General features: G+C 65.6%; 19 protein-coding genes and 4 pseudogenes. 12 read left to right on the plus strand and 11 right to left on the minus strand.

Annotated elements, in window-relative coordinates; all coding sequences use genetic code 11:
• From ACFVJ3_RS30435 to ACFVJ3_RS30455, 5 genes and pseudogenes are all read right to left on the minus strand, one after another.
• On the minus strand, positions 1 to 567 hold the full coding sequence (locus ACFVJ3_RS30435) for a hypothetical protein (RefSeq protein WP_378455607.1): 567 nt from the start codon (positions 565 to 567) through the stop codon (positions 1 to 3).
• A gap of 3 nt (positions 568 to 570) precedes the next feature.
• Positions 571 to 1,509 (minus strand): alpha/beta hydrolase, encoded by a 939-nt coding sequence (locus ACFVJ3_RS30440; protein WP_378455608.1) that lies wholly within the window; start codon positions 1,507 to 1,509, stop codon positions 571 to 573.
• A 4-nt stretch (positions 1,510 to 1,513) separates the two neighbouring features.
• A complete protein-coding gene (locus tag ACFVJ3_RS30445) occupies positions 1,514 to 2,488 on the minus strand; it encodes an enoyl-CoA hydratase/isomerase family protein (protein ID WP_378455609.1) in 975 nt (324 codons plus the stop codon).
• A 162-nt stretch (positions 2,489 to 2,650) separates the two neighbouring features.
• Positions 2,651 to 3,502, minus strand: a complete 852-nt coding sequence (locus tag ACFVJ3_RS30450; protein WP_378455610.1) for an IS5 family transposase — start codon at positions 3,500 to 3,502, stop codon at positions 2,651 to 2,653.
• Positions 3,503 to 3,860: 358 nt separating this feature from the next.
• Positions 3,861 to 4,986 (minus strand): annotated as a pseudogene (locus ACFVJ3_RS30455) (IS701 family transposase).
• Positions 4,987 to 5,098: 112 nt separating this feature from the next.
• On the opposite strand from ACFVJ3_RS30455, the pseudogene ACFVJ3_RS30460 reads away from it, so the two are divergent.
• The 8 genes and pseudogenes from ACFVJ3_RS30460 to ACFVJ3_RS30495 all read left to right on the plus strand — a co-directional run bounded on the left by ACFVJ3_RS30460 (position 5,099) and on the right by ACFVJ3_RS30495 (position 14,665).
• Positions 5,099 to 5,975 (plus strand): annotated as a pseudogene (locus ACFVJ3_RS30460) (IS5 family transposase).
• Between the two features lie 1,139 nt (positions 5,976 to 7,114).
• Positions 7,115 to 7,546, plus strand: a complete 432-nt coding sequence (locus ACFVJ3_RS30465; protein WP_378455611.1) for a DUF4345 domain-containing protein — start codon at positions 7,115 to 7,117, stop codon at positions 7,544 to 7,546.
• Between the two features lie 385 nt (positions 7,547 to 7,931).
• Positions 7,932 to 8,666: pseudogene (locus ACFVJ3_RS30470) on the plus strand (serine/threonine-protein kinase); the annotation flags it as partial.
• Positions 8,667 to 9,059: 393 nt separating this feature from the next.
• Complete coding sequence (locus ACFVJ3_RS30475) at positions 9,060 to 9,953, plus strand: alpha/beta fold hydrolase (RefSeq protein WP_378455612.1); 894 nt, start codon at positions 9,060 to 9,062, stop codon at positions 9,951 to 9,953.
• Positions 9,950 to 11,848: an AMP-binding protein gene (locus ACFVJ3_RS30480; RefSeq protein WP_378455613.1), complete on the plus strand. Its 1,899-nt coding sequence runs from the start codon at positions 9,950 to 9,952 to the stop codon at positions 11,846 to 11,848. The genes ACFVJ3_RS30475 and ACFVJ3_RS30480 overlap by 4 nt, the downstream gene beginning before the upstream one ends.
• Before the next feature lie 116 nt (positions 11,849 to 11,964).
• The gene (locus tag ACFVJ3_RS30485; protein WP_378455614.1) at positions 11,965 to 12,780 is read left to right on the plus strand and encodes a mycofactocin-coupled SDR family oxidoreductase; all 816 of its coding nucleotides are present in this window, start codon (positions 11,965 to 11,967) and stop codon (positions 12,778 to 12,780) included.
• Between the two features lie 10 nt (positions 12,781 to 12,790).
• On the plus strand, positions 12,791 to 13,624 hold the full coding sequence (locus ACFVJ3_RS30490) for a mycofactocin-coupled SDR family oxidoreductase (RefSeq protein WP_378455615.1): 834 nt from the start codon (positions 12,791 to 12,793) through the stop codon (positions 13,622 to 13,624).
• A gap of 54 nt (positions 13,625 to 13,678) precedes the next feature.
• Positions 13,679 to 14,665 carry an MDR family oxidoreductase gene (locus ACFVJ3_RS30495; protein WP_378455616.1) on the plus strand — a complete coding sequence of 329 codons (987 nt, stop codon included), beginning with the start codon at positions 13,679 to 13,681 and terminating at the stop codon, positions 14,663 to 14,665.
• Between the two features lie 233 nt (positions 14,666 to 14,898).
• Here ACFVJ3_RS30495 and ACFVJ3_RS30500 read toward each other — a convergent pair whose 3' ends face one another.
• Complete coding sequence (locus ACFVJ3_RS30500; RefSeq protein ID WP_378455617.1) at positions 14,899 to 15,393, minus strand: winged helix-turn-helix transcriptional regulator; 495 nt, start codon at positions 15,391 to 15,393, stop codon at positions 14,899 to 14,901.
• 240 nt (positions 15,394 to 15,633) lie between these two features.
• On the opposite strand from ACFVJ3_RS30500, the pseudogene ACFVJ3_RS30505 reads away from it, so the two are divergent.
• The 3 genes and pseudogenes from ACFVJ3_RS30505 to ACFVJ3_RS30515 all read left to right on the plus strand — a co-directional run bounded on the left by ACFVJ3_RS30505 (position 15,634) and on the right by ACFVJ3_RS30515 (position 20,214).
• Positions 15,634 to 17,102: pseudogene (locus tag ACFVJ3_RS30505) on the plus strand (amidase).
• A 257-nt stretch (positions 17,103 to 17,359) separates the two neighbouring features.
• Positions 17,360 to 18,601, plus strand: coding sequence for an NADH:flavin oxidoreductase/NADH oxidase family protein (locus ACFVJ3_RS30510; RefSeq protein WP_378455618.1), 1,242 nt, complete (start codon positions 17,360 to 17,362; stop codon positions 18,599 to 18,601).
• A 14-nt stretch (positions 18,602 to 18,615) separates the two neighbouring features.
• Positions 18,616 to 20,214 carry a long-chain fatty acid--CoA ligase gene (locus tag ACFVJ3_RS30515; RefSeq protein ID WP_378455619.1) on the plus strand — a complete coding sequence of 533 codons (1,599 nt, stop codon included), beginning with the start codon at positions 18,616 to 18,618 and terminating at the stop codon, positions 20,212 to 20,214.
• 358 nt (positions 20,215 to 20,572) lie between these two features.
• Here the strand turns inward: ACFVJ3_RS30515 and ACFVJ3_RS30520 are convergent, their stop codons facing one another.
• Positions 20,573 to 20,767 carry a hypothetical protein gene (locus tag ACFVJ3_RS30520; RefSeq protein WP_378455620.1) on the minus strand — a complete coding sequence of 65 codons (195 nt, stop codon included), beginning with the start codon at positions 20,765 to 20,767 and terminating at the stop codon, positions 20,573 to 20,575.
• 445 nt (positions 20,768 to 21,212) lie between these two features.
• Here ACFVJ3_RS30520 and ACFVJ3_RS30525 point away from each other — a divergent pair, with 445 nt between their 5' ends.
• On the plus strand, positions 21,213 to 21,887 hold the full coding sequence (locus tag ACFVJ3_RS30525) for a TetR/AcrR family transcriptional regulator (RefSeq protein ID WP_378455621.1): 675 nt from the start codon (positions 21,213 to 21,215) through the stop codon (positions 21,885 to 21,887).
• Positions 21,888 to 22,310: 423 nt separating this feature from the next.
• Here ACFVJ3_RS30525 and ACFVJ3_RS30530 read toward each other — a convergent pair whose 3' ends face one another.
• The 4 genes from ACFVJ3_RS30530 to ACFVJ3_RS30545 form a co-directional block, all read right to left on the minus strand.
• Entirely contained in the window at positions 22,311 to 22,982 is a 672-nt protein-coding gene (locus ACFVJ3_RS30530) for a winged helix-turn-helix transcriptional regulator (protein ID WP_378455622.1), read from the minus strand.
• A 215-nt stretch (positions 22,983 to 23,197) separates the two neighbouring features.
• The gene (locus ACFVJ3_RS30535) at positions 23,198 to 24,049 is read right to left on the minus strand and encodes an alpha/beta fold hydrolase (RefSeq protein ID WP_378455623.1); all 852 of its coding nucleotides are present in this window, start codon (positions 24,047 to 24,049) and stop codon (positions 23,198 to 23,200) included.
• Between the two features lie 148 nt (positions 24,050 to 24,197).
• Entirely contained in the window at positions 24,198 to 25,286 is a 1,089-nt protein-coding gene (locus tag ACFVJ3_RS30540; protein WP_378455624.1) for an alkene reductase, read from the minus strand.
• A gap of 109 nt (positions 25,287 to 25,395) precedes the next feature.
• A complete protein-coding gene (locus tag ACFVJ3_RS30545; RefSeq protein ID WP_378455625.1) occupies positions 25,396 to 26,259 on the minus strand; it encodes an SDR family NAD(P)-dependent oxidoreductase in 864 nt (287 codons plus the stop codon).
• Positions 26,260 to 26,621: the final 362 nt, after the last annotated feature.

The following is a 26,621-nucleotide window of genomic DNA, read 5'->3' on the forward strand; positions in this document are numbered from 1 at the left end:
TCACGGCTCCAGCATGGGTTCGTCCGTGGCAGCGCGGATCATCGACAATGTGGACCGTGCTTTCCAGGCTGCCGTGCATGCAGGATCCAGGCGCACGACCGCGGGCTCGATGACGATCGTCTCGGCCCCGCAGGCGGCGTCATTGTGATCGATGTACGGATCAGGTATGCGGTATCGGGGTCCGCTCGCGCGGCCGAGCTTGACGAACTTTCGGGTCAAGCCGTAGAACCACAGCAGCACGAACGCGCTGCCCTGAAGCTCGACTGTGCCGTCGTGGAGGCCCCGAACAACCTTGTCGACCGTTCGCGTGGAGCTGAGCGTTCTCAGCGCTTGCCAACTCGAGCCGATGTGCACCGCGCAATCCGGGGCGGCAGCATGACCGGAATGCGTTGTGGCGCGCCGTAACTGCCCGTCGAAAACCCAATGGCGAGCGACTCGGTCTCCGGCGGACAATTCGAAGGTCAACGTGCGGGTGATCTGCGACCGCACCGATGGCATGAATCGGGATCCGCGCGCTATGCACTGCCCGAGGAACCACAGCAGCATTCGCAGTGCCGCATTCGACATCGGCTATCGCGCCTTCCCTGCGACCCGCGCGGGTTTCAGGTGGCTGACCAAGAACTCGGTTTGGTCGGTGACCAGTTGCTCGAACGCCGCCCCGAGATAGAAGTCGAAATGTCCGGCGTCATAGAGCCGAACATCGCCGTGCGGCGCCTGCCGCGCGTAGCGTTCCGTCTGTTCGGGTGGGGCGACCGAATCGGTTGCGCTGATACAGATCAGGATCGGCGCGGCAATGCGTTTGGCCGATCGGCCGGGCCGGTACCGGATCAGGCTCGTCACGCTGCGGGCCGCAGCGTGGTTGACCCACTGGTAGCCGGCAGGTAGCAGCGCCTGCATTCCTGGCAGCGCATCCGGTGCGTTCATCAGCGCCAATTGGCCCGGTCGCGCCGCGACAGGAACGGTGACCGGATCCTTCCCCGTTGCCGCTGCCAGGAAATCGCGAGCTACGTAACCGAGCAGCACCAGCGTCTCGCGCAGCCCCAGCCCGCCCGCCGAGGCCAGCCCATCGGTGAAGGGGCACTGGGCGACCGCGGCACGAAGTTCTGGATGCCGGGCGGCGACGGAAATCGCATGTCCCCCGCCGAGGGAGCTTCCCCACACCGCGACCCGGTCTCGGTCGACTTCCGGGAGCCCGGCCGCGTACTCGAGCGCGGCGTCCCAGTCGGCCAGCTGCTTGGCCATCGACAGCACCTGGCGCGGCGCGCCGCCGCTATCGCCCAGATAGCGGTAAGTGAACACCAGCACGGCAAGGCCGGCCGCAGCGAATCGCTCCGCGTAGGGCGCCAGCCCCATCTCCCGAGTGGCGCCCAAACCGTGCCCCATCACGACCACGGGCACCGGCGCTTCGGAAGCAGGGCCCGGCAGATACAGCCAGGCCGAGCAAAAGGAGTCGCCGGACCTGAATTCCACAGTACGGCGGCTGAAATTACTTGTTGCTTTTCGTGTCATTTCTTCACTTCTTGGTTGTGGTGTCGAACGCGGCGTTTCCGTGCCGGAGGGCCGCGGCGTACCCGCCGGGCTGGTACAGCGGCAACTCGCCGGTCGCGGCGGTGTCGCGCAGGTAGTGCAACATGATCTCCTGCGCCTGCCGCTGCGGCAGCGAAGCCAGGAATTCGGTTCGTTCGAGGTGCAGACCCTCGGCCATCGACAACGATCCACCCACATTGACCGCGCGCTTGACGGCGGCAATCGCCTCGGTCGGCCGCGCCGCAAGATGGGTGGCACGTTCGACGGCCCGTGAAATAAGCCGATCGGCGGGAACGATCTCATCGATCGCCCCGATTGCCAGTGCTTGCTCGGCGGGGAAGGGCTTTCCTTCCAGGATTGCTACCAGCGCACGGTGTGATCCGATGAGCCGAGGCAGGCGCTGAGTGCCGCCGGCGCCGGGCGCAAACCCGAGCAGCACCTCGAGATGACCGATGAAGTAGTCACCTTCGGCCATCAACCGTAGGTCGCAGGCCCAGGAGATCTCGGCGCCCACACCCAGTGCCGACCCGTTGAGGGCCGCAACAAAGATCGTGGAACTAGTGCTCATTCGGAGCAACGTTTCATGCATGAGGTCGAGCTGAACCGCGCCGGTCATCGGCGTCTTACTTGCCAGCCATCGGGTGAATTTGGTCCGACCGAACAGGTGGGCGACCCTCGCCACCACGCTGGTGACCCCGCGCCCCACCGGGGGAATGACCGAACCGTCTTCCTGCAGCCATCGCAGGTCGGCATGGCTGATGAATCGGTCCGGATGCGCCCCGGAGAACACCACCGCGCGAACGTCGGGATCGCGGTCCGCTCGATCGACGAGGTCGAAGAATTCCGGAGCGTCCGCACGACCGAACAGGCCCAGACTATCGCCGGTGAAACGCGCGACCACCACCCCGCCGCCGACTGCCTCGGTCTGGATGCGGGACCCCGCACGATGCAGCTCCGACATGACGGTGGCGCCTCCTTACTCACTACGTTCACAAGAAAACTGCACTCGGAAAGGAACCGGTGCGAAACCAGTAGAACTTTGTTATAGAACCTCGTTATCGCAAACTAGTGGACTGCGTCACATATGACAACCCCTGCCATGGTTTCTGACCTAGGCCGTGTTTCAAAAGTTGGCTGCCCGAAGCCAGTGATTGATGGCGGCGATCCGGACGGTGGCGGTGTAGCGGAAGACGAGTTTGTCGTATCTGGTTGCCACCGCTCGGTTTTGCTTGAGTTGGTTGATGCCGCACTCGACGGCGTGCCGCTGTTTGTAGTGCTCGGCGTCGAACGCCGGTGGCCGGCCGCCGGACGATCCTTTCCGCTTCCGGTGAGCCGCCTGGTCGGTCGTGATCGGGATGGTGACGCGGATTCCGCGGTTGCGGAGGTAGGCGCGGTTCGCGGCGCTGCTGTAGGCCTTGTCTGCCAGCACTCGGTTCGGTTGGGTCCTGGGCCGGCGGCGACCGGGTCGGGGCACGCTGATGCCATCGAGGACAGCGGTGAACTGCCGACTGTCGCCGCGCTGACCGGCGGTGACCACGATCGACAAGGGTTTGCGGCCCTGCTCACAGGCGAGATGTGTCTTGGTGGTCCACCCGCCGCGAGAGCGCCCCAACGCGTGGTCGGCGGGCTCGGTCTCGACCCCGCCGGGCGGTTCGCGCTGCTGATTGCCGTCGCGGAGGGCGCCGGCCGCATGCTGGTGGGCCCGCGCGGTGGTCGAGTCGACACTGACGTCCCACACGATCGCACCCGCGTCGTCGGCGAGTGCCTGCAACGCGGTCAGGATCTGCGCCCATACCCCCGCCCGCTGCCAGCGTCGGAACAACCCATAGACCGTCTGCCACGGCCCGTACCGGGCTGGCACGTCCCGCCACGGTGTCCCCGTCCGGATCCGCCACCGGATCCCGTCGATGAGCTGCCGTTTCGTGCATTTCGGCGGGCGGCCCGCCTTCTTGCCCCGAGGCAGCGGCGGAACCAACCTTGCTCGTCGGTCAGGTCAGCCCGCCCCGGCACCGCTACGCTGGGCACGAGGTCTCCGATATTCAGGTTTTTGCTTGGTCGCTGAACACAGATACCGGAGACCTCGCTCATTCAACGGCAGCGACACACCCCGCTTGATCAAAAACACACAGCTGAAGCACTTTTGAAACACGGCCTAGTACCACAGTCGCGTTTAGGGCAGGTGCCCTCGGGCTCGGTAGTGGCATTGTCGGGCTCGGTGTTGATGGCGGCGGCGCCACTGGGAGCGTGCGAGGACGTGGCGGGGATCGGGTAGATACGTCCAGATCAGGTGGCAGAGCAACCGTCGGATCTCGGGCACGCTCAGTGCGATCAACTCACTGTCGTCGCGGGTTCTCGGGCCCCCTTTTTGACCGGGTGACGGTGAGGAACGTGTGCGCGAGCATCGAGAGGGTGATGTGCCGGTACCAGCCCGTGTACTGCCGAACCTGGTAGTGGTCGAGGCCCGTCTGGCCCTTCGCAGTCTGGAAGGTTTCCTCTATCGCCCAACGTGTTCCGGCGACGGTGACCAATTCGGTCAAGGTGGTGCGCGCCGGGCAGTGGCACAGGTAGTACGCCAGATCCTCCGGGTCGGTGCGACTGCGACGGGCCAGGAGCCAGTACACCGTCGTCGGCCAGTTCACCCCGCGCACCGGTGTGCGCGCCCAGTCGTAGAGTCGCTCGCCTTTCGCGCCGTCACCGGCCGAGCGGGTCCGCCACGCCTGGGCAGGCAACGCCGCGATCGCCTCGTCGGCACGGAGCTCGGCGCCGTCGACGGTAATGACGTGTTGGTTCACCGAAGTAGCTAGCACGTAGGACAATCCGAGTTCCTCGCAACGGGCACGGAGCCGGTGCACCTGCCCGTATACGGCATCTCCGGTGACCCATCGTGCCGGCACACCGGCGGCGACGGCGCGTTCGAGCATCGCGATCGCCAGCTCGGGTTTGGTCGCGAACTTACGCTCGGGGCGGTCCAGGCTGTGGGCAGGTACAACTCTCGGTCGATCAGCGTTCGACCCGCCGGGGTGGCATAGGTCAAGAACACCCCGATCTGGCAGTTCTCGACCCGGCCCGCGGTCCCCGAGTACTGGCGGGCCACCCCGGCGAGCGGGTGCCCTTCTTCAAGAACCCGGTCTCGTCGAGAATCAACACACCGGACGGATCCGCGAGGTGCTCGACCGCGTAATCGCGTACGTCGTCGCGGACCGCGTCGGGATCCCAGTCCGCCGTCGAGAGCAGTCGCTGCATCCCGTCCGGCAACCGGTCACCCGCGCGTTCGGACAGGGTCCACGAATTCTTCCGCTCCTCGCCCGAGAGCAACCCCTGCACGTATTCCACCGCATGCTTGCGGGGCTCGGACCTGGCGAAACGATGCCCGATCAAGGCATCGATCTCCGCCAGCCCCTCCGCCCACACCCGCACCTCAGCCACGCACACATCATCGCCCACACACGGACCATGCATCCTGCGACTCCCGGAACCTGCGCCGACACACCGACAAGATCAAAATAAACGCGACTGTAGTACTAGAGCGTGTCTGCTTAATGTTCGGGGATTGATGCGTGATGCTGGGTATGTGTTGCGCGCCTACGAGATCCCCGATGACCTGTGGGCTGTGATCGAGCCCGTCCTACCCGCATCGGCGGGCCGGAGGGGACGTCCGTGGAACGACCACCGGTTGACCCTGGAAGGAATCGCCTGGCGGTTCCGAACCGGATCACCGTGGCGCGATCTGCCCGAATACTTCGGCCCGTGGCAGTCGATCTGGGAACGGCATCGCCGCTGGTCCGACGACGGCACCTACATCCGGATGTTCGCCGCCGTGCGGGCGGAAGCCCCCGAACACGACGCACAACTCGAACGTCTACTGTCGATCGACTCGACGATTGTCCGCGCCCACCAGCATTCGGCCGGCGCCCTGACCGATGCACACACAGGGGGCTCGGTCGAATGACAAGAATCTGGCCAACGAACCCGCCGACCACGCACTCGGTCGCTCCCGCGGAGGGCTGAGCACCAAGATCCACGCCCTCACCGACACCTTCTGCTGCCCGCTGACGCTGCTGCTCTCGCCGGGACAGGCAGGCGATAACCCCTACCTGGCGCCGCTGCTCGACGCGCACCACGCCCACGACACCGCAGCGTTCCGCCTGCTGGCCGACAAGGCGTACTCGCACCCGAGCACCCGAAAGAACCTGCGGGAACGCAGAATCTCGCACACCATCCCCGAACGCCGCGACCAGATCCGACGTCGCAAGGCGAAAGGATCGGACGGGGGTCGACCGCCGGCATTCGACAAGGACCGCTACCGCGAACGCAACACCGTCGAGCGTGGTTTCGGGCGTCTCAAGCAGTGGCGTGGCATCGCCACTCGCTACGACAAGTACGCCACCACCTACCTCGGTGGCGTACTCCTCGCTGCTTTCGTCATTCATCACCGCATCCGCAAATAGCAGACACGCTCTAGACGGCTGTCGACGAGCCCGGCGTCGGCGCTGAAGATTTCGAGCAGAGTCCGACATTCGTCGGCTTGGGCGCCGGTCAATGCGAACCCGACCGGAAGACCGCCCAGTGTGCACTCCAGGCGACGCAGACCCAGATGTAGCAGGAATACGAAGCGCAGTAACCGCATTCGTCCCAACCTGCTAGATCCGAGCGCCGCACCGACTGCTTCGATCGACGGCACTCGACCGGCGCGGAATCGACCACTGACACCGGCATCGGTCGACGTTGGCCGACAAGAGCCGGCCGGACCACCGACCCAAACAGCATCGAGAGATTCCCGCACGCGCTTGTTCAACCGGACTGTTCAGGCAGGTAGCGAAACAGGCGCGCCACGCTGTCGCGGGCGTAGCTCAGCCAGCGGGCTCGGAGGTGAACCCGAGCAGTGCCTGCATCCCTCGTAGGGGGACCAGCTGGGCGTCGACCGGTTTCGGCGCCAGTGAGCCTCATGGTCGCGCCACCGAGCCGGCAAACGCCCCGGAACCGCCGCGCTGCGCCTAATGGGCGCGGACTCCCCACAGGCGGTCGACGACGTCATCGCCGGGAACTCTTGCATTTCTCCTATAACGAAGTTACCGTCGGACAATGCATCGGAGCTTTGCGGGTAGAGGAGTGGCTGTCACCGGGGCAGCACGCGGCAATCGAGTAAGGGTGGCTCGCGTCGCGGCCGACCTGTGCCCCACAGGCTCCTGGCACTCGAACACCGGCGCTCGCGTATACGCCCCGGGCGCGATCGGCATGGCCAACTGGGCAAAGTGGATCCTGAATTCGCCAATAGCCCAGCTCTGGACGAAGCGCATTGCATCACAAACAGTTCCGGATCTCGAGTGGGAGGTCGAGGCGTTGCGGCGACAGAACCCACTCGTGCCCGCTGCTGTAGCCGCCAGGACCGGGCCATAGCACGCGAGGCGCTGCCCGACGATTTCTTACGACAGGTCAAGGCGGACCTGACCGGAGATCTTCGGGCGCTACACCTGCAACCGGCTGCCACGAACGCGCTGCCATCGCGCACCATCGAAAGTACTCGGCGTGCCCGGCCCGGCCGACGGTCTGCCCGATGAACACCATCTGTCAACGGAAGGACATTCGGATGAAAGACGACCAGGCGCGGTTCGCATCCCGACAAGCTGGTAGTCCCAGTCGGCGAAGATTGCAGTGGACCCTCGCGGTACTGGCTGCAGTACCAATGGCTAGCGCGGCAGGGGAGGTCGTGCGCGGCCCTCAGGGCGTGCCGGGCGGATCGCCAGCTGTGATACCGACGGTGGACAGCGCTCTTCGATATGCCAATGTGTACAAGTTTGCGGTGGGGCCTGTCATCTGGTCTCAGCTCGCGCACGTCGAGCGATCGCCAGCTTTGACCTTTGCACTCTCGACAGTGTTCATCGGCGGTCTGGCTCGCCTGAGGTCGTGGCAACAGCGCGGGCGACCGCACCCCGTTACCGTGGCAGCAATCGTGCTCGAAACCGTCGGAGTTCCAATTGCGCTTGCCTGGCAGAGGCGCGTTTCTTCAAATTCGCCGTAACCAAGCTGTCGTCCTTGACGCCCACGGTATTTGGGGTATCGGCACGGCTGGAACAAGAGAAACGGCCACACCGATGTGCTCCTGAAGCACGGCCTGCACGATCACCGAGTCCGTCGACGTCAGATCGTTCAGCGGCAGCATCACCGGTCAGGCAATCGTCCGGTTGACGTGGCCGGCGCCACGGTCGCGTTCCTTGCGCACCCCGCCCAGGGGTGCGTCCCCCCTGGGAGATCGAGTTGTTGTGAACAACTGTCGCTCCCTGATGTGGTGCGCGGTTCGGTAGACGGAGATTTGCCGTTTGACGGGATGGGCACACGCGAGTTCGCGATCATCGAGAGGTGAGCTATGTGGCAATATCGACCGCACCCGCCGACGGGATGAATCGATGTCCGATGTCGATCCATTCGCGACTCAGCGCGACGAGCCCGGTTCGGTCGCGGCGGAGCTGGCGGCGGTCGGGGTCGAGGACGCCCAGGAGATCGGCCGCGGCGGTTTCGGCGTCGTGTACCGCTGCATGCAGACGTCACTCGACCGCATCGTGGCGGTCAAGATCCTCACTGCCGACCTCGACGAGAAGAACCGCGCACGGTTCTTCCGCGAACAGCGTGCTGCGGGCCGGCTGACCGGGCACCCCCACATCGTGAACGTCCTCCATGTCGGCGCCACCGACAACGGCCGGCCCTACATCGTGATGCCGTACCACCCCCAGGACTCCCTCGACACATACATTCGCCGCCACGGCCCGCTCCCCCTGCAGGACGCCCTTCGGCTCGGGGTGAAGATGGCAGGCGCCCTGGAGTCCGCGCACCGGATCGGCATCTTTCACCGCGACGTCAAGCCCGGCAACATCTTGCTCACCGACTACGGCGATCCGGCACTCGCCGATTTCGGCATCGCGCACATCGCCGGTGGCTTCGAGACGACCGCGGGCATCGTCACGGGTTCACCCGCGTTCACCGCCCCCGAGGTCGTCCGCGGCGAACCCGCGGCCGCCGCCGCGGACGTGTACGGCTTGGCCGCGACGTTGTTCGCTGCCATTACCGGTCATGCCGCCTTCGAACGCCGCAGCGGCGAGCAACTGGTCGCACAGTTCCTGAGGATCACCTCGGAGGAATGTCCTGCCGCGAACCGCGGTTCCAGGTAGGCGAACAAGGCACCACCCGCAGCGCCGCATTCGATAGCTTCGCCCCTGCACTTCGTTCCGGCATGCCCGTTTCCTGAGCTGTCACTCGCTTTTCCGAGTGTGGTCAATTGAGTAGCATCATAATTGCTCATCCTCTCGCGCGCGGCCACATGTCAATCCGTCGTCAGAAGTGAGCCGAGAAGGACGGAATTGCGCGCGCGAATATCGAGATACGTCGTTACTTGCATGATGGAAGTGACATGGGTTACATTTGAGGCCCCGAGCGGCAGGCGCGGATCACCGCGCTGATCGCCCCTGACCGGCCGCCGGGCAGGGCGGCGACTGCCGCCATCCGGGTCCACTACTCCCTGTCAATTGATGAGGTGCAACATGAGTTCTTCTGTCAGCGAACATGCTGTCCAACACTATCTTTCGGCCCAGGTCGAAACCCAATACGTCGAGGTCGCCGGCGTCCGCTACGCCTATCGGGAGGTGGGACAAGTCCAGCACAGGGGCACGACCCCGTTGGTCTTCCTGCACCGCTTCCGGGGAACCCTCGACGACTGGGATCCGGCGTTCGTCGACGCCGTCGCCGAGCACCGGCACGTCATCCTGTTCAGTGATGCGGCGGTGGGTTCGTCCACCGGGTCCCCGGCCACGAGTGTGGACGAGAAGGCCGAGAACGCGGCATCTTTCGTGAGGGCACTGGGCCACGACGTCGTGGACGTGCTCGGATTCTCCATGGGTGGCTTCGTTGCGCAGGCCCTCGCGATGCGGGAACCAACCCTGGTACGCAGCGTCGTCCTCGTCGGCACCGGCCCGGGCGGCAACCCAGAGACCGACCCGCACACCGACATTGTCTTCGACATCGCCCTCAAACCCGAGTATTCGTTCGAAGACATCCGTTACCTGTTCTTCGCCGACGGTCGCGATACCGAAACTCAGGCCTATATCGACCGCCACGCCCTCAGGACCGACCGCGAACCTCTCGTCGCACCGGCAACCATCCAGGCGATGGCCGGACTGATCATGGACTTCATGGGCGGCAAGACCGACCACTACGCCCGGCTCGGCGCGCTGCGCCAGCCGACGCTCATCGTCTCCGGGGACGACGACCACTTCTTCCCGGTCAAGAATCAGTGGCTGCTCTACCGGGAGCTGCCCGACGCGCAGCTGGCGGTCTACCCCCAGGCCGGGCACGCACCGCACCAGCAGCACCCCGGCGAGGTCGCGGCGCAGGTCACCCGTTTTCTTCACGTCCAGGACACAGCGGCGACTCGATGACGAGCTACGACAACCTGTATGAGAGTTGGCGTGAAGATCCGGTGGGTTACTGGGGCGAGCAGGGAACCCGCCTCGAGTGGGACACCCCATGGACCGCGGTATTCGACGCGGACACCGGTCCCTACGGCCGGTGGTTCCCCGGTGGCCGGTTGAACACGAGCCACAACTGTCTCGATCGTCACGTGGAGGCGGGCGCCGGCGACCGGCTCGCGCTGGTCTGGGACAGCGCGATGACCGGCGAGAGTGCCAGCTACACCTACCGTGAGCTGCGCGACCGTGTCGCGAAAGTCGCCGGCGCGCTGGCAGCCGTAGGCGTCGGCCGCGGCGATCGCGTCGTCATCTACATGCCGATGGTGCCCGAGGCGGCGATCGCCATGCTGGCGTGCGCCAGGCTGGGGGCAGTCCACTCGGTCGTGTTCGGCGGCTTCGCCGCCTCCGAGCTCGCCGCCCGGATCGATGCCACCACACCGCGGGCGATCATTGCCGCGTCGTGCGGCTTGGAACCGGGCCGGGTGGTCGCCTACAAGCCCGTCCTCGATACCGCACTGTCTCAGGCGCGCCACCGTCCCGAGGCCTGTTTCGTGCTGCAACGTCCTCAGGCCATCGCCGAACTCGACCCCAGCCGCGACCACGACCTGTTGGCGGCAGAGGCAGCGGCACGCCCGCACCCTCCGGTGTCTTTGGCGGCCACGGACCCGCTGTACATCCTGCACACGTCGGGGACAACGGGGCGGCCGAAGGGCGTCGTCAGGGACAACGGCGGCCACGCTGTGGCGCTCGCCGCCTCCATCCCGACGATCTTCGGGTTACAGGCCGGTGACGTCTTCTGGGCGGCATCGGATGTCGGCTGGGTGGTCGGCCACTCCTACATCGTCTACGCGCCTCTCCTGGCGGGTCTGACGACGGTCATGTACGAAGGCAAACCGGTCGGCACCCCCGATGCCGGCGCATTCTGGAACGTGATCACCCGGCACCAGGTAAACGTCCTGTTCACCGCACCCACCGCGATCCGCGCGATCAGGCGGCAGGACCCCGAGCTCGAGCTGCTGAGCCGGTACGACATCTCGTCCCTTCATGCGGTCTTTCTGGCCGGCGAGCGGTGCGACCCACCGACCGCAACATGGCTGCAGTCCCGGATCGACCGGCCAGTCATCGACAACTGGTGGCAGACCGAAACAGGCTGGCCGATTACCGCACGCTTCCGCGGCGGTGAGCTGACGCCGTTCAAGCCCGGTTCAGGAGGTCGGCCGAGTCCGGGTTTCGAGATCCGGGCACTCGACGACGACGGAGTCCCCCTGTCGCCCGGTGAGACCGGCAACCTCGCGCTGCGGCTACCGCTGCCACCGGGGTGCGCCCCGACCCTGTGGGGCGACGACGACGGATACCGCGCCTCGTACCTCGACGAGTTTCCCGGTTGGTACCGCACGGGCGATGCCGGGCATCTCGACGAGGACGGCGACGTGTGGGTCCTGGGTCGCACCGACGACATCATCAACGTTGCGGGGCATCGGCTTTCGACCGGCGCTATGGAGGAGGTCCTCGCCGCCCATCCCGATGTGGCCGAATGCGCGGTGATAGGAGTCACCGACTCACTGAAAGGTGAGTCACCGGTAGGTCTGGTCGTGCTCAAGACCGCGGTGAACCGCGACCCCGGAACCGTCGAGAACGAGCTTGTCGACATGGTCCGCAGCCGGATCGGAGCCGTGGCCGCGTTCCGCACCGCACTGGTGGTCGACCAACTTCCCAAGACCCGGTCCGGGAAGATCCTGCGCCGGACGCTGCGCGACCTGGCAAACGGCGGGCCCGTGCGCGTGCCGCCGACGATCGAGGACGCCAGTGTCCTGGAACGACTGCGGGATACATTCTCGGCGCCTCCAGCTGCCTCGATCAACTAACGCATGACAGACCCGAGATGGCCCGATTCCCGGGTCCGCTCACCTGAAGGACGAAACCCCACGGAACTTGTCAAAGTAGCCGTGCCGTGTCGTCCCAACCACAAGGAGAACTGCAAATGGGACGAGTCGAAGGGAAAGTCGCCTTCATCACCGGCGCCGCCCGCGGTCAGGGCCGCAGCCACGCACTGCTGCTCGCCGAGCAGGGGGCGGACATTATCGCCCTGGACATGTGCAAACCGCTCGCGTCGGCTCGCTATCAGCTCGCGTCGTCGAACGACCTCGCGGACACCCGCAAATCAGTCGAGGCCCTTGGCAGGCGTTGCGTCAGCGTCGAAGCTGACGTGCGTGACGAGGACCAACTCGCGCAGGCAATCCGCGAGGGCGTAGCGGAGATCGGTCCCATTGACATCGTCATCGCGAACGCCGGCGTCGCCCTCTTCGCCGTCGATGAGGCTCACGAGGCCTGGCAAGACACGATCGACATCAACCTCACGGGCGTCTTCAACACGCTGGAGGCTGTCGTGCCCTCCATGGTCGAGCGGGGCCAGGGGGGAGCCATCGTGCTGACCAGCTCCACCGCCGGCCTGCGCGGCATTCTCGGCCCTTCCCGAGCCGCGCTCGGCTATGTCGCCTCCAAGCACGGCCTGGTCGGGCTGATGCGCTCATACGCTAACAACCTTGCGGCGCACTCGATTCGGGTTAACACGGTGAACCCTTCGGGCGTGGAAACGCCGATGATCACCGCCACCTCGATGATCGGCTTCGTCGAAGCGAACCCACATCTCGCACCCGACATCACCAACCCCATGCCGATCGACCTGCTCCCCTGCCAGGACGTCAGCAACGCCGTCCTCTACCTGGTATCCGACGACGGCCGCTACATCACCGGCACGACCTTGTCCGTCGACGCCGGCTTCAACAACAAGAACTGAGGAAACAATCATGACCGGACGTGTCGAAGGCAAGGTTGCATTCATCACGGGCGCAGCTCGTGGACAGGGTCGCGCGCACGCCGTGCGGCTGGCGTCGGAGGGGGCCGACATCATCGCCGTAGACCTGTGTGAGGGAATCGATTCGGTACCCTACGCGCTGGCGACCGACACCGATCTCAAGGAGACGGTGCGCCTGGTCGAGGGCCTGGGTCGACGGATCGTGGCAAGCCGGGCCGATGTGCGCGACCTCGCCGCGCTGGAGGCGGCGGTGGCCGCTGGTGTCGCCGAGTTCGGGCGCCTCGACATCGCCGTGGCGAACGCCGGCATCCTCTCGGCGGCGCCCACCGAGGCCCTGGCGGAGCAAAGCTGGCAGGACATGATCGATGTGAACCTCACTGGGGTCTACCACGCAGCCAAGGCCGCGATCCCGCACATCCGAGCGGGCGGCGCCGGTGGGGTGATCATTCTGAGCAGCTCTGCACTCGGTATCCGCGCCATGCCCAATCTGCCGCACTACGTCGCCGCGAAGACGGGCGTGATCGGGCTGATGCGGGCGATGGCTCTCGAGCTCGCCGCCGAGAAGATCCGGGTCAACACCGTCAACCCCAGCATCGCAGACACGCTCATGGTGCAGAACACCGCCGTGCATCAGCTTTTCGTCCCAGACGTCGAAGACCCGACCCGCGAGCAGGCCGCGGAGGTGTTCGCCACCCTCAACCCCATGCCGACGCCCTGGGTCGATGCCGAGGATGTCGCGAACGCGGTGCTGTTCCTCGCATCGGACGAGGCGCGGTACGTGACCGGACTCGAGATGAAGGTCGACGCCGGCTTCTGTCTGGCCTGACGCCGGGCGAACCCATCCCATCAATGTGTGACAACTATGTGAAAGGACTTCTGTATGAGAGCAGTACAGATCGTGAAGGACGAATCCGGGCAGCGCGCAGAACTGACCGAGATTCCAGACGATGACATCGGCGAGGGCGACGTGACCATCGCGGTCGACTACTCGGCAGTGAACTTCAAAGACGGCCTCGGCGTGACGGGCATCGTGCCGGTCGTTCAGCGGTTCCCGGTCGTCGCCGGAATCGACCTGGCCGGCACGGTCGTGGACGCCCCCACGGAGTCGGGCTTCGCGCCGGGCGACACCGTCGCGGTGAACGGCTGGGGTCTGGCGGTCGACCACAACGGCGGGTTCGCCACACGTGCGAGAGTGCCGTCGAGCTGGTTGACCAGGATCCCTGCACGGTTCACCACCTGGCAGGCCATGGCGATCGGGACGGCCGGGTACACGGCTGCTCTCAGTGTCGTCGCGCTCCAGCGCCGCGGCGTCACTCCGAGTCAAGGTCCGGTGCTGGTGACGGGTGCCGCCGGCGGTGTCGGCTCGGTGGCGATCGCCCTGCTGGCCGCGCTCGGGCACGAGGTGCATGCCTCGACCGGGCGACCGAACGAGGAGGCATACCTGCGCGCCCTGGGAGCCGGGGAGATCATCTCGCGCTCGGCGTTGGCGGAACCTGCCGAGGCCGCACTCGGCGCCGAGCGGTGGGCAGCGGCAGTGGACACCGTAGGAAGCCACACCCTGGTGAATGTCCTGTCGCAGATCCGTTATGGAGGAACGGTGGCGAACTGCGGGCTCGCTCAGGGACTCGACCTCCCCGGCTCCGTCGCGCCGTTCATCCTGCGCGCCGTAACCCTCGTCGGGATCGACTCCGTCAATGCCCCCGTCAGCAGCCGAGAGGAGGCGTGGAATCTTCTGGACAAGCATCTCGACGACGCACTGCTCGAGAAGATGACATCCACGGTCCCGCTCGACCAGGCCGCGGCGGTGGCGCAACAGGTCCTCGCCGGAACCGTCCGTGGGCGAACGGTGGTGGACGTCAACGCCTGAGGGCGACAGCGGACGGCGGGTGGCCCACCGGTACGGGGCCACCCGCCGTTCCGTCAACAGATACGGCCCCATGCACACGACCGTCTCCCGGAGCCGGAACCCGCTGCCGGAAAGCTTTGGACTGCGTGCGCTCTGGCCGCTTGCCCGGCGGCCATCCGGGTCTATCCACAACGTGCGGTCTGGCTATCCCGCACCCGACTGCCGGAACAGGCAGTAACGTCACGCGTCCGAGTTCAGGCGGTGACCCCGTTCCGCCGAGCGAGCACTGCGCGCAACCGATCGTCGGCGGACGGTCCGGGCTGGAAGCTCGTGTGCTCCTCATCGAGTGGATCACCCGTAGAGCGGTCGATCAGCAGTGGATCGACATCTACACCCGAATCCTTGTGCACTAGACGGACATTGGGTGCTTCGGGCGGGAAGTTCTCGTTGCCCCAGGCGTAGAGCGCGATCAACACGGGCCGAAAGGCCCGTCCGGATTCGGTCAGGACGTACTCGTGCCGCGGTGGGCGTTCGCTGTAGCGACGACGCTCCAGCAGGCCTGCGTCGACGAGAACCCCGAGCCGACGAGACAACGAGTTCGTCGAAATCCCCAGGCTCTTTTGGAACTGGTCGAAACGGGTGATGCCGTGCGTGGCGTCGCGCAGGATGAGAATGCTCCACCAATCCCCCACCCGCTCGAGTGAGAGCGCAATCGGGCAGTCCATGTCCCGGAAGCTGGTACGTTCCATAATGGAAGCGTACCGCTAAGGGGCAACTTGCCGCTCATGTCACGCTCAGACAGCGCGAAAGGCCATCCGCGCTGTGCGGCCCGGTCTCGTTCTGCGAAGCCCCGTGGAGTCGCCGAGCGACAAACCGTCAGCCCCAGCAGCCCAGTCAGCCCCCAGTCCCCGCTCCGCTCGAATCTGTACGCCCGCCGCGCCGATTGTGCTATCGTTTTTTCAAGTGTTCACTTGAAAAATGGAGAACGAATGAGTGAGATCGCTTTCTCGCCGGCCCATGAGCAGGCCCGAGCCGTGGCCTCCGGCGAGGTGTCGAGCGTGGAGCTCGTCGACCTGTATCTCGAGCGGATCGCTACTCACAATCGCCGGCTGAACGCGGTCGTGACCCTCGATCCCGACCGGGCGCGCGCGGAGGCCGCCGCCGCGGATTCCAAGCGCGCCGCGGGCGAGAAGCTCGGACTGCTGCACGGCCTGCCGATCACCCTGAAGGACAGCTTCGAGACGAAGGGGATGCGGACGACCTGCGGACGACCGGATCTCGTGGACAACGTGCCGGAGCAGGACGCCGAGGCGGTCACCAGGCTCCGCGCGGCTGGGGCGGTGATCATGGGCAAGACCAACATGCCGGCCGGCAATCAGGACGTGCAGGCCGACAATCCCGTCTTCGGCCCGACCTCGAACCCGTGGGACACCTCGCGCACGTCCGGCGGCTCTGCAGGCGGTGGCGCGGTCGCGACGGCAGCCGGTCTGACGAGCTTCGACTTCGGCTCGGAGATCGGTGGCTCGACGCGGATCCCGTCACATTTCACGGGCCTGTACGGGCACAAGTCGACATGGCACTCCATCCCGCTGGCGGGGCACGTGCCCGGCGGTCCCGGTGACGGGCGTTGGCTCGACATGGATATGGCGTGCGCGGGCGCACAGGTGCGCGATCCGCGCGATCTGGTGCCGATCCTGCAGGCGACCGTGGGCCCCCTGGATCCCGACGGGGGCTTCAGCTACACGCTTCGGCCGCCGCGCGCGACGAAACTCGAGGACTTCCGCGTCGCGGTCTGGATCGACGACCCGGCGTGCCCGGTCGAGAGCGACATCGCGACCGCGATGGACGACGCCCGCACGGTGCTCGAGGCGGCCGGCGCCACCGTGGTCGAGCATCCCGCGAGCCTGCCCGTCGACATCGCCACCTCCCACAAAGCGTTCCGGCCGCTCGTGTACGGCGCGTTCAGCTACGACCGCTCCGGACTGACACCGGCCTCGAACGCCGCACTTCTCGGCCGCCTGCTGCAGCACCCCCGGGGCGACGCCGGACACGCCCTGAAGGGCACCTTCCAGTCGCACTACAGCTGGATGCAGGCCGACACCGCCCGCCACGCGATCCGGCTGCGATGGATCGAGTTTTTCAAGGACTTCGACGTCGTGCTGATGCCCGTCGCCCCCACCGTCGCGCCTCCCCATCACGGCAAGCTGATCGACAAGTTCGGTCGCTCGATCGACGTCGACGGCGAAAGCGCCCCTACTGGGACCAGGTCAAGTGGAGCGCCCTCGCGAACATCTCGGGTGGTCCGGCCACCACGATCCCGGTGCGCCGGGGGCGGACCGGACTGCCGGTCGGGCTACAGGTCATGGGCCCTGCCGGGGGTGATCTCACCACGATCGAGTTCGCGGCGCTGCTGGGCCGCGAGGTGGACGGCTACGTGCCACCGCCGGCCTACTCGTAAGGAGACGGAGCACCATTCGGCCCGCCAGGCGATCCTGCCCACTCGACCACAGCATTTATCCTGGCCCGCGAGGCGCCGGCCCGTTCGATACCCCTCCGCGCAGGCCATCATTCGCCCATCACTGCGCGGGCGCCGCGCTCGAACGGTCACTCAGCGGTTCCACTCACCATCGAACCAGATCGGTTCATTAACCAATATCATTCGTTATATTTTTATGAAGTGGATACTTTGTCGAATCCGCACCCGAAGGAGCACACGTGACCTCCCTGCACGAACCCCTGACCCTGCCCAACGGGCGGGTGCTGCCCAACCGAATCATGAAGTCCGCGTTGAGCGAGGCGCTCGGCGACAAGAAGAACTCCGCCGACCACAGGCTCGAACAGCTCTACCGAACGTGGAGCGAGGGAGGGTACGGCCTGATCATCACCGGAAACGTGATGGTCGATCGCCGTCAGCTCGGTGAGCCCGGCAACGTCGTGATCGAGGACAACCGGGATCTGGACGCGCTCTCGCGTTGGGCCAAGACCACGCAGGACGCCGGCGTCCCGATTTGGGTGCAGCTCAATCACCCCGGCCGCCAGTCCAACCCGCTCGCCCTCGGACACACCCCCGTTGCCCCGAGCCCGATCCCGCTCGACTTCCCCGGTGCCACCGCGCCGCGCGAGCTGACGTCAGCCGAGATCGAGGACATCATCGAGCGATTCGCGAACGCCGCGGCCGTGTGCGAAGAGGCCGGCTTCGACGGCGTGCAGGTGCACGGTGCCCACGGCTACCTCGTCGCACAATTCCTTTCGCCCCTGTCGAACCAGCGCACCGACGAGTGGGGAGGCGACCCGGAACGCCGCATGCGCTTCGTGCTCGAGGTCGTGCGCCGCATCCGGTCCCGCGTCTCTCCGGGCTTCGCCGTCGGCATCAAGCTCAACTCGGCCGATTTCCAGCGCGGAGGCTTCACCGAGGAGGAGTCCCGCGGCGTCCTCGCCGCATTGGCCCAGGAGGGCATCGACCTGTTCGAGGTCAGCGGCGGCAGCTACGAATCTCCGGCGATGATGGGCACGGCGGCGGCATCCACCCGGGCACGCGAGGCCTACTTTCTCGAGTACGCCCGCACCGTCCGCACACTGGTGGGTGACATCCCCCTGGCGGTCACCGGCGGCTTCCGATCGCGTACCGCGATGGAGAACGCCATCGAGAGCGGCGAATGCGATGTCGTCGGCATCGGTCGCCCCACGGTCACCACGCCGGACGCCGCAGACGTGATCCTTGCCGGACGCGCTCCGGCCCTCGTCGCCCACCAGCTGCGCCTCGGCATGCGCCGTGTGCTCGGCAAGATCGCCGACGTCAAGGCGCTCGACGGCTTGCTCGACCTCAGCTGGCACACGGACCAGTTGCATCGTCTCGGCGCCGGGCTCGCACCAGACCCGGACCGCGGACGCCTCACTACCGCCGTCGCCATGGTGCGCCGGAACGGTCGGACGTCGTTCCGGCCCAAGCGCGGTTGACCCAAAGGAGTGTCATGTTGAACTTGTCGATCCTTCTCGAGGACTCCGCCCGCAGATATCCCACCCGTCCCGCGCTGGTGCTGGGCGACACACGGCTCACCTACGCCCAAGTCGACGCCGCCGCCAACCAGGTCGCCAACCTTCTCGTCGAACGCGGCATCCAGCCGGGCGACAAGGTTGCGCTCAGCTGCCCGAACCTGCCCTGGTTCCCGATCATCTACTACGGCGTCCTCAAGGCCGGCGCGGTCGTTGTTCCGCTCAACGTGCTCCTCAAGCGCCGCGAGGTCGCCTACCATCTTGCCGACGCCGACGCGACGGCGTACTTCTGCTTCGAAGGCACCCCCGAGCTGGCCATCGGCGCCGAGGGCCACGCCGGATTCGGTGAGTCGCCCGCCGAGCACTTCTTCCTGATCACCGCGGACCCCATGGCGCCGAGCCCGATCGAGGGCGTCGAGACGCTGGGCCAGGCGCTGGCGGGCAAGCCCACGACCTTCGACTCCGTCGTCACGGAGGCAACCGACACCGCGATCATCCTGTACACCAGCGGGACGACCGGCCAGGCCAAGGGCGCCGAACTGTCGCACGCGAACACGATGCTCAACACCCTCACCGTCAACCGGCTCTTCGACAACCAGCCCACCGGCGACACCCACATTCTCACCCTTCCGCTCTTCCACACCTTCGGTGCGACCGTGCAGATGCACGCCGGCTTCTCCATGGCGGCGACGCTGCTCCTGGTCCCCCGCTTCGACGCGCAGCAGGTGATCGGGCTCATGCAGACCGAGGACGTCACCTTCTTCGCCGGGGTACCGACGATGTGGTGGGCGCTGCTCGATGCGCTCACCGACGACGTCGACATCGACCGGATCGCCAGAAACCTGCGCATCGGCGTCTCCGGCGGGGCCAGCCTTCCGCTCGAGATCATCACCAAGGTGAAGGAGCGTCTCGGCGTCCAGATCCTCGAGGGCTACGGACTCTCGGAGACCTCCCCCGTCGTGACATTCAGCGACCCGGACCGGGAGCCCCGGGCAGGCTCGATCGGCGTCCCCATCTGGGGTGTGGAGTGCAAACTCGTCGACGAGGAGTGGAACGAAATCACAGACGACGGTTCAGGTAGTGCGATCGGGGAGATTGCGATCAAGGGCCCCAACGTCATGAAGGGCTATTACGGACGTCCCGAGGCCACTGCCGAGGTCATCAGGGACGGGTGGTTCCGTACCGGCGACCTCGCACGCAAGGACGAAGACGGCTTCTACTACATCGTCGACCGCGCCAAGGACATGATCATCCGCGGAGGCTTCAACGTGTATCCGCGTGAGCTCGAGGAGGTGCTGATGACGCACCCCGGCGTCAGCCTCGCGACCGTGGTCGGCGTGCCGCACGAGAGCCACGGCGAGGAGGCCAAGGCGTTCGTCATCCTCAATCCGGGCGCCCGGACCACCGTCGACGAGCTGGTCGCCTGGGGAAGGGAACAGATGGCGGGCTACAAGTATCCCCGTATCGTCGAGATCGTGGCGTCACTGCCGATGACCGCCACCGGCAAAATTCTCAAGCGCGAGCTCAGCTCGCGCCCCGTCGGCGATCGTGTCGCCAACAGATCCGCAGTCAACTGATGAAGTCGGTCACGCGCGAGGCTTGCCCGCAGCGATGCCGCATCGCCGACCCGCATCGAGAAGCTCATTCTCGCGGTAGAGCGCCGGCGGCTACGGCCTCCTCGCTGGCAACGTGGTGAGGACTGGTGGCACCTGGGAGAGCAGCCCGGCAACGAGCGGCGACCTCCGCACGAGGATCTCGCGTCGACTCGTCCGTCGATGATCGGACCAGTGGCGGAAGCCGCGCGGTGGGCGAGCCGCACCTGTGATCGGCGCTTGGGGCCGGACATGGCGCCTTGGGGTTCACGAAGACACGGGAGAGGAAATACGGTGAAAGCGTTACGTTCTCGATCGTGACGGGAACAACGACGGTGTGCGGTCAAGCGAGATACCCACCCCGCAGTTGCGAGATGGTGACGTCTTGGTTCAGGTCCCCGCCGCGAGTGTGAATCCCTTGGATCTTCAAGATCGAGAAGCCGGATTGAACAGGACCGTGCAACAGGTGCTGTGCCTGTTGATCTTTCGGATCAACCGGAAAGCGAAACGCTGCGGGGTGAGATTCCTTCCTGCTCATGAAATCGAGCGGAGACCAACTACGCCAGCTCGCATTCGTCATCGATGGCACGCCATACGCCCGGGTCGTCGATCACGTCTTTCTGTTCGAGGCGACCAAAGAGGCTCTCGTTTATGTCGAACGGGGACGCGCAACGCAACGTCGTCGTCAAGAGCAGATGAGATACGTGTGCCGGGCGAAAGACCGAAGTCTCCCGAAGTGGACAGCCGTCGTTGTGTGCGCATGGGGTGTGCGAGTGATGGATACATCTGGCACGGACGGCCGGCGCGTTCCAGGCGCCCCCTTCTCGAGGTCGACGAACACATCGATCAGGCGACACCCAGACCCGTCCCGTCAGCCTTGTCGCACACCTGAATATGACCTCGTTTCTACAACCACCAGCAAGGTCCGATAATGGAGGTTCACGGCGCGGTGCCGAAGCCCATCAGGGAAGCCGCCACCCCGATTGGCGCGGGAACAGATCACCGAGCGACTTGTCGACGCCACCACCAAGCTGCTCGCCGACAAGGGCCCTGCTGAGATCAAAGCACGGTCGGTCGCCGAGGCCGCGCGTGTATCCACGATGGCGGTGTACTACCACGTCGGCGGACTACCGGAGCTACTCCACGCCGTCGTCGACCGAGGATTCCGAGACCTCGACCGGGCCTTCGAAGCGGTCCGTCCCAGCGACGACCCCGTGGCCGACCTCTTCACAATGGCACTATCCAGCCGCCGGCTCGCCCAGCAGAACCCGCACCTCTACGATCTGGTGTTCGGACTCTCAACACGCGGAAGCTACCGACCACTTCAATCGCCGACCCCCGGCACCAACGCACGATCAGAGACGTTCCAGGCCGCCTTTGCCCATGTAGTCCAGGCATGCACTCGCCTCATGCGCAGCGGCCGCATCCATGGTGACCAAGACCCCGAGATCGTCGCCACCCAACTGTGGAGCTGCGTCCACGGCTTCATCACCCTGGAACTGAGTGGCCACTTCACCCAATTCCGCGACCCTGTCCGCCATGTCCTGCAACCAATGACAACGAACGTCCTAATCGGGCTGGGCGACATCGTCGAGCTGGCCTACGCATCCCACGATTCGGCACTCGCTGCCGCGAGCGCTGTGGCGGAACGCCTTTGACTTCTGAGTGCGGTCGCGACGACCGAGATAACTACTCCCGGTTCGCCTTCATTGACCGAAGGAAGCGGCAATGTAACCGAAGTTCCCGAGGCCGAGCCACTTCCACCTCACACCTGGGAAGTGCCGTCTACGTGACAGCTGCGCGCTTACGCGTCGTCGCCCCACGATCTGGACCACGCCGGCGGTCACCCATGCCGTGCGGCACTGGCTTCTGTGCGCATAGGTACGCACTACCGGTGCGTCATCACTGACTCGTTCGCTCGCACCGCAGCCCGAAGGGGTCGACTTCGTCGCTCACCGGTCGGCAGGCACCACACCGCGAAGTCAAGCGGGTCGAGTTCATCGGCGTCATTCACGAGTCCTCCGACTTGACCCTCCGCATGGCATCCAGGAGACGAATTCCCCTCTCGCGGCGTGCCTGAATCAGCTCGCCGGCGCGCCCACGCCGCCGAGTCTGTATACGCGGAGGAACTCGTCCATGTCCTCGGCGCTCGCTTCGACGATGAGCGCGCCGGACTTCAGGGCGTCTGCCACTGTGATCTCGTCGTTCGCCACGGCAAACAGTGTCGAGATATCGGTCTCGAGACGCACTTTCGGCGTCGTGGGGGCAGCGCCCGGCCTGAGCACGATGCCGTTCGCTGACGGACCGATCCATGCGGATTCCTCGCCCACGTCGAACTGGACCACGCCACCGAAGCGGCTGGCGCCGTCTGCGTCGGCGCGCGCGAACATCCCCTGGATGATCCACTCTGCGCGTGTCATGTCCGCCTCGTTGAACCCTGCACCGTGCCGGAGTCCCCAGGCTGCTAACTGCCCCAACATCGGACGTAGTTCCTCACCAGCGCTGGTGAGTGCGTACGCCGCGACCGATGCCGGCGGAGGCAGCACGATTCGTTCGATCAGATCGGCCTCTTCCAGGCTCTTGAGGCGACTCGCGAGAAGGTTGGTGCCAATACCCGGCAGTCCCGACGCCAGGTCCTTGTACCTGCGGGGACCCATTCCCAGGTCGCGCATGATGAGCAGGGTCCACCGCTCGCCGAGAAGGTCGAGCGCACGAGCGAGCCCACAATTCTGGCCGTACGTTCGAGCATTCATACCCATAGTATAGTCGCTACTTCATTTTCATGTTGTTACCGCTTGCTATTTCACCGAGCCCGGGTGGACGACCACAGCGTGCCCGACGAAGCCGACCACCACGTCCGCGGAAAACCGATCGCGAGGGGCCGGCTTCATCAGGGCACCAGATGGGTCCAACGCTGTAGTCAGAGACCGCGACCCATCTGCGATTCATCGCGAAGGTCGCCGGTGCCTCAACCGGCGAGGAACCGCTTGACCTCGGTGGTGAACTCCTCGAGGTGCTGGAAGAGGAACGCGTGACCGGCATCGCTGTAGAGCACGAGTTTGGCCGACGGGAGGTGCTCGACCGCCGAGTAGGAGGCGAAGGCGTGGATCATCACGTCGTGCATCCCGTTGGCGTAGAGGACGGGTTGGGTGATCGTCTTCAGGTTTTCCACCACCCGTTCCCAGGGTGTCGCCAGGCTCGCGGCGATCGCCTGAAGCTGACCCATGGCGGCCTCTTCGCTGACGACCGGTGCGCCTGCGGGCATCGCGGCGGAGACCTTGTCGAAGTGCTCGAGCCCCAGCTTCCGGGCTTCCTCGGTCTCCGGATAGAAGAGGTACAGAGTGTCCTCCAGGTCAGCGTTCGGCTTCGCCATGATCCCCAGGACACGCTCGGACATGCTCGGCATGTTGGGGGCGAGACCGGACCCGCTTCCCGCGACGATCAGTTTACGGACGAGACTCGGCCGCGTCAGGGTGACGGCCTGCGCGACGACACCGCCGAACGACCATCCGAGCAGATCCACCTCGGTCAGTCCCAGTGCGTCGATGAAGTCGATCGCACCGGCGGCGAAGTCCTCCACGGTGGTGAGGGCTTCACCGCCGGTGTAGCCGATCCCGATGTTGTCGAAGAGGATGACGTCGCGATCGGCGGCGAGGATGTCGAGGAACTCGGGATCCCACCAGTCGACGGTGGCACGGAAGCGGTGAACGAGAACGAGTGGGATCCCACCGCGCGGGCCGAACCGGCGGTAGGTGAAGCGGCCCAGCGCTCCGTCGACCTGGAGGTTCTCAGCGGTGTTGATCGATGTATAGGTGCTCATGTCGATTCCCTCGGAATTGTCGTAATGGTATGACTTCTGCGACCGAAACCCGGTCCGCCGGTGACGTCATCGGCGCCCACTCCCTGCCGTGGACGCAGCCGTGTGACGTCGACGAAATGCCGACAGTGTCGACGAAATAGAGTTCGTATCAAGAGATCTCGGCCAGGGTCGGGTAGTCGGTGTAGCCGTGGGCGCCGCCGCCGTAGAGGGTGCCGAAGTCGACCTCGTTCAGTTCGGCACCGGTGCGCCACCGCTCCACGAGGTCCGGATTGGCCAGGAATCCCCGCCCGACGACGACCGCGTCGGCAAGTTCGTTGCCGAGAAGCTCCTCGACCGTCTCCAGCGAGGTGGCGGCTGGAGCAGCGAGGTTGAGGAGCACCGAGCTACCGAATCGCTGACGCAGGTCGCGGACAAGCGGTTCGACGGCCTCGAACGGGTTGGCGAGGATGCTCAGGTACGCCAGACCCAGCGGAGCGATCCCGTCGACGACCGCCCGGTAGGTGGCGGTCAGGTCCTCCCCGGGAACCTCACCGATACCGTTCAACTGGTGGCCGGGCGAGAGTCGCAGACCGACCCGGTCCGCGCCGACCGCATCGGCCACCGCCGTCACGACCTCGACGACGAACCGGGCCCGCCGTTCCGGCGAACCGCCGAACTCGTCGTCGCGCAGGTTGACCGTGGGATCGAGGAACTGGTGCAGCAGGTAGCCATTCGCCCCGTGGACCTCGACCCCGTCGAGTCCGGCGCCGATCGCGTTCCGGGCCGCGGCGACGAATTCAGCTATCACGGCGGTGATCTCGCCGGACTCGAGCGCCCGCGGCACGTCGTGGTCGACCATGCCCGAGAACGTGAACATCTGCCCGGGAGCCTGAACCACGCTGGGTGCAACAGTGTCGGCCCCATCCTTGTTGCTCGCATGCGCGACCCGGCCGACATGCATCAACTGCGCGACGACCGTTCCCCCGGCCTCGTGCACGCCGTCGGCGACGAGCCGCCACCCGGCGACCTGCTCGTCGGTGTACAACCCGGGCACAGCCGGATAACCCTGACCGACCGCACTGGGTGCGATGCCCTCGGTCACGATGAGCCCCGCCCCGGCGCGCTGGGCGTAATACTCGGCGTTCAGCGCGGTCGGGGCGTTACCCTCTCCCGCGCGGCTGCGAGTCAGCGGCGCCATGACGAACGACTGAGGCAGATCCCATGATCCGATCCGTACCGGTGTGAATGCGACAGACATGCGGTGTTCCTCCTGAAGGGACTGTCATAGTGCCCGAATTCAACATCTACTTTAAAAAACAATAGCGTTAACTACATGTTATGGCAATGTCGCACGCAAGAGTCCATGCTCAGCTGGTCAATCGGCCCTCACCGTCTCGCCGGTCGAGTTCGCGCAGCATCGTCTGCGTCACGGCATCGGAGGCCTGATGCGCGTCGAGCACCATGCCCACCACCCCCCGCAAGGCTGAGACCCCGGCCCATCGTCGCGGACGGAACACCCGCGTCTTCCTACGTTCGATTCCGCCTACGATCGCCGTCGCGGCCTCCGCGGGCGTGATCCGCTTCCGAAACGGACGAGGCAGGGTTCCGAGCAGCTTCTGCGCGGTGGGGTCGCTGTCGACGCTCTGTCGGATCATCTCGGTGTCCACGAGCGAGAAGTACACGGTCGTCACAGTGACGTCGTGAGATGCGAGCTCCACCCGCAGTCCCCGACCCAGTTGCTCAACGGCCGCTTTGCTCATCGCATACGGAAGGGTGCCGGCGCCATTCAAGAAGGCGAACACCGAGGACAGAAGGACGACGTGCCCTCGGTTCGCGATGATCGACGGCAGACACGCCTGGACGGTGGTGAGCACACCGCCGACATTGATGTCCCACAGCCGATCGTTGACATGATTCGACGAGGCGCGCACGGTCGATCCCCGCGCTGCGACACCGGCATTCGCGATGACGATGTCGATCCGGCCGAAATGGTCCAACACCTTCTCGACGGCGGCGGCCATGTCATTGGCGTCGGTCACGTCGCCCTTGAGCAACAACATGCCCGCAGCCTCGCCGTGGACGGCGATCTGCGACTCCTCCAGATCAATGATCACGACGTGCGCACCCTTGTCCGCAAGGAGCTGCGCGGTCGCGGCACCGACGCCACGGGCACCGCCCGTGATCACCGCGACCTTTCCGCTGACCGACGTCCGGCTCTCGTTGTCACCCATTAGATTTCCTCCGTGCCTGCGGCCGGCCGACGCCGGTCGTCGATGTTATTGCAGTCACAGTAAGAACTTGCAAGTGTTATTGTCAATGGTATCTTTTTTTAAAGTTCCTAGTCGCGGCAGTCAACTGTCAGGCCGATCCGCGTCCCCCGTGCGGCCCACACGAGTACCGAGGAATCCAGTGGCGGCGATAACCGTGCGAATGGCCGCCGTTGCCGATCGACGCGACCGGATTTCGCTTTCTCGGCCCTTCGTGATGAGGGCCGGAACGAGGTAACTCTCCGCGCCTTGGCAGACCGGAATCTCTCGAACGCATTCCTGGAGAACGGCATCCAAACCGCGATCGCCATGCTCGGTTCGGACCC

The organism is Rhodococcus sp. NPDC127593 (assembly GCF_042671975.1).
Taxonomy (GTDB): Bacteria; Actinomycetota; Actinomycetes; order Mycobacteriales; family Mycobacteriaceae; genus Rhodococcus_F.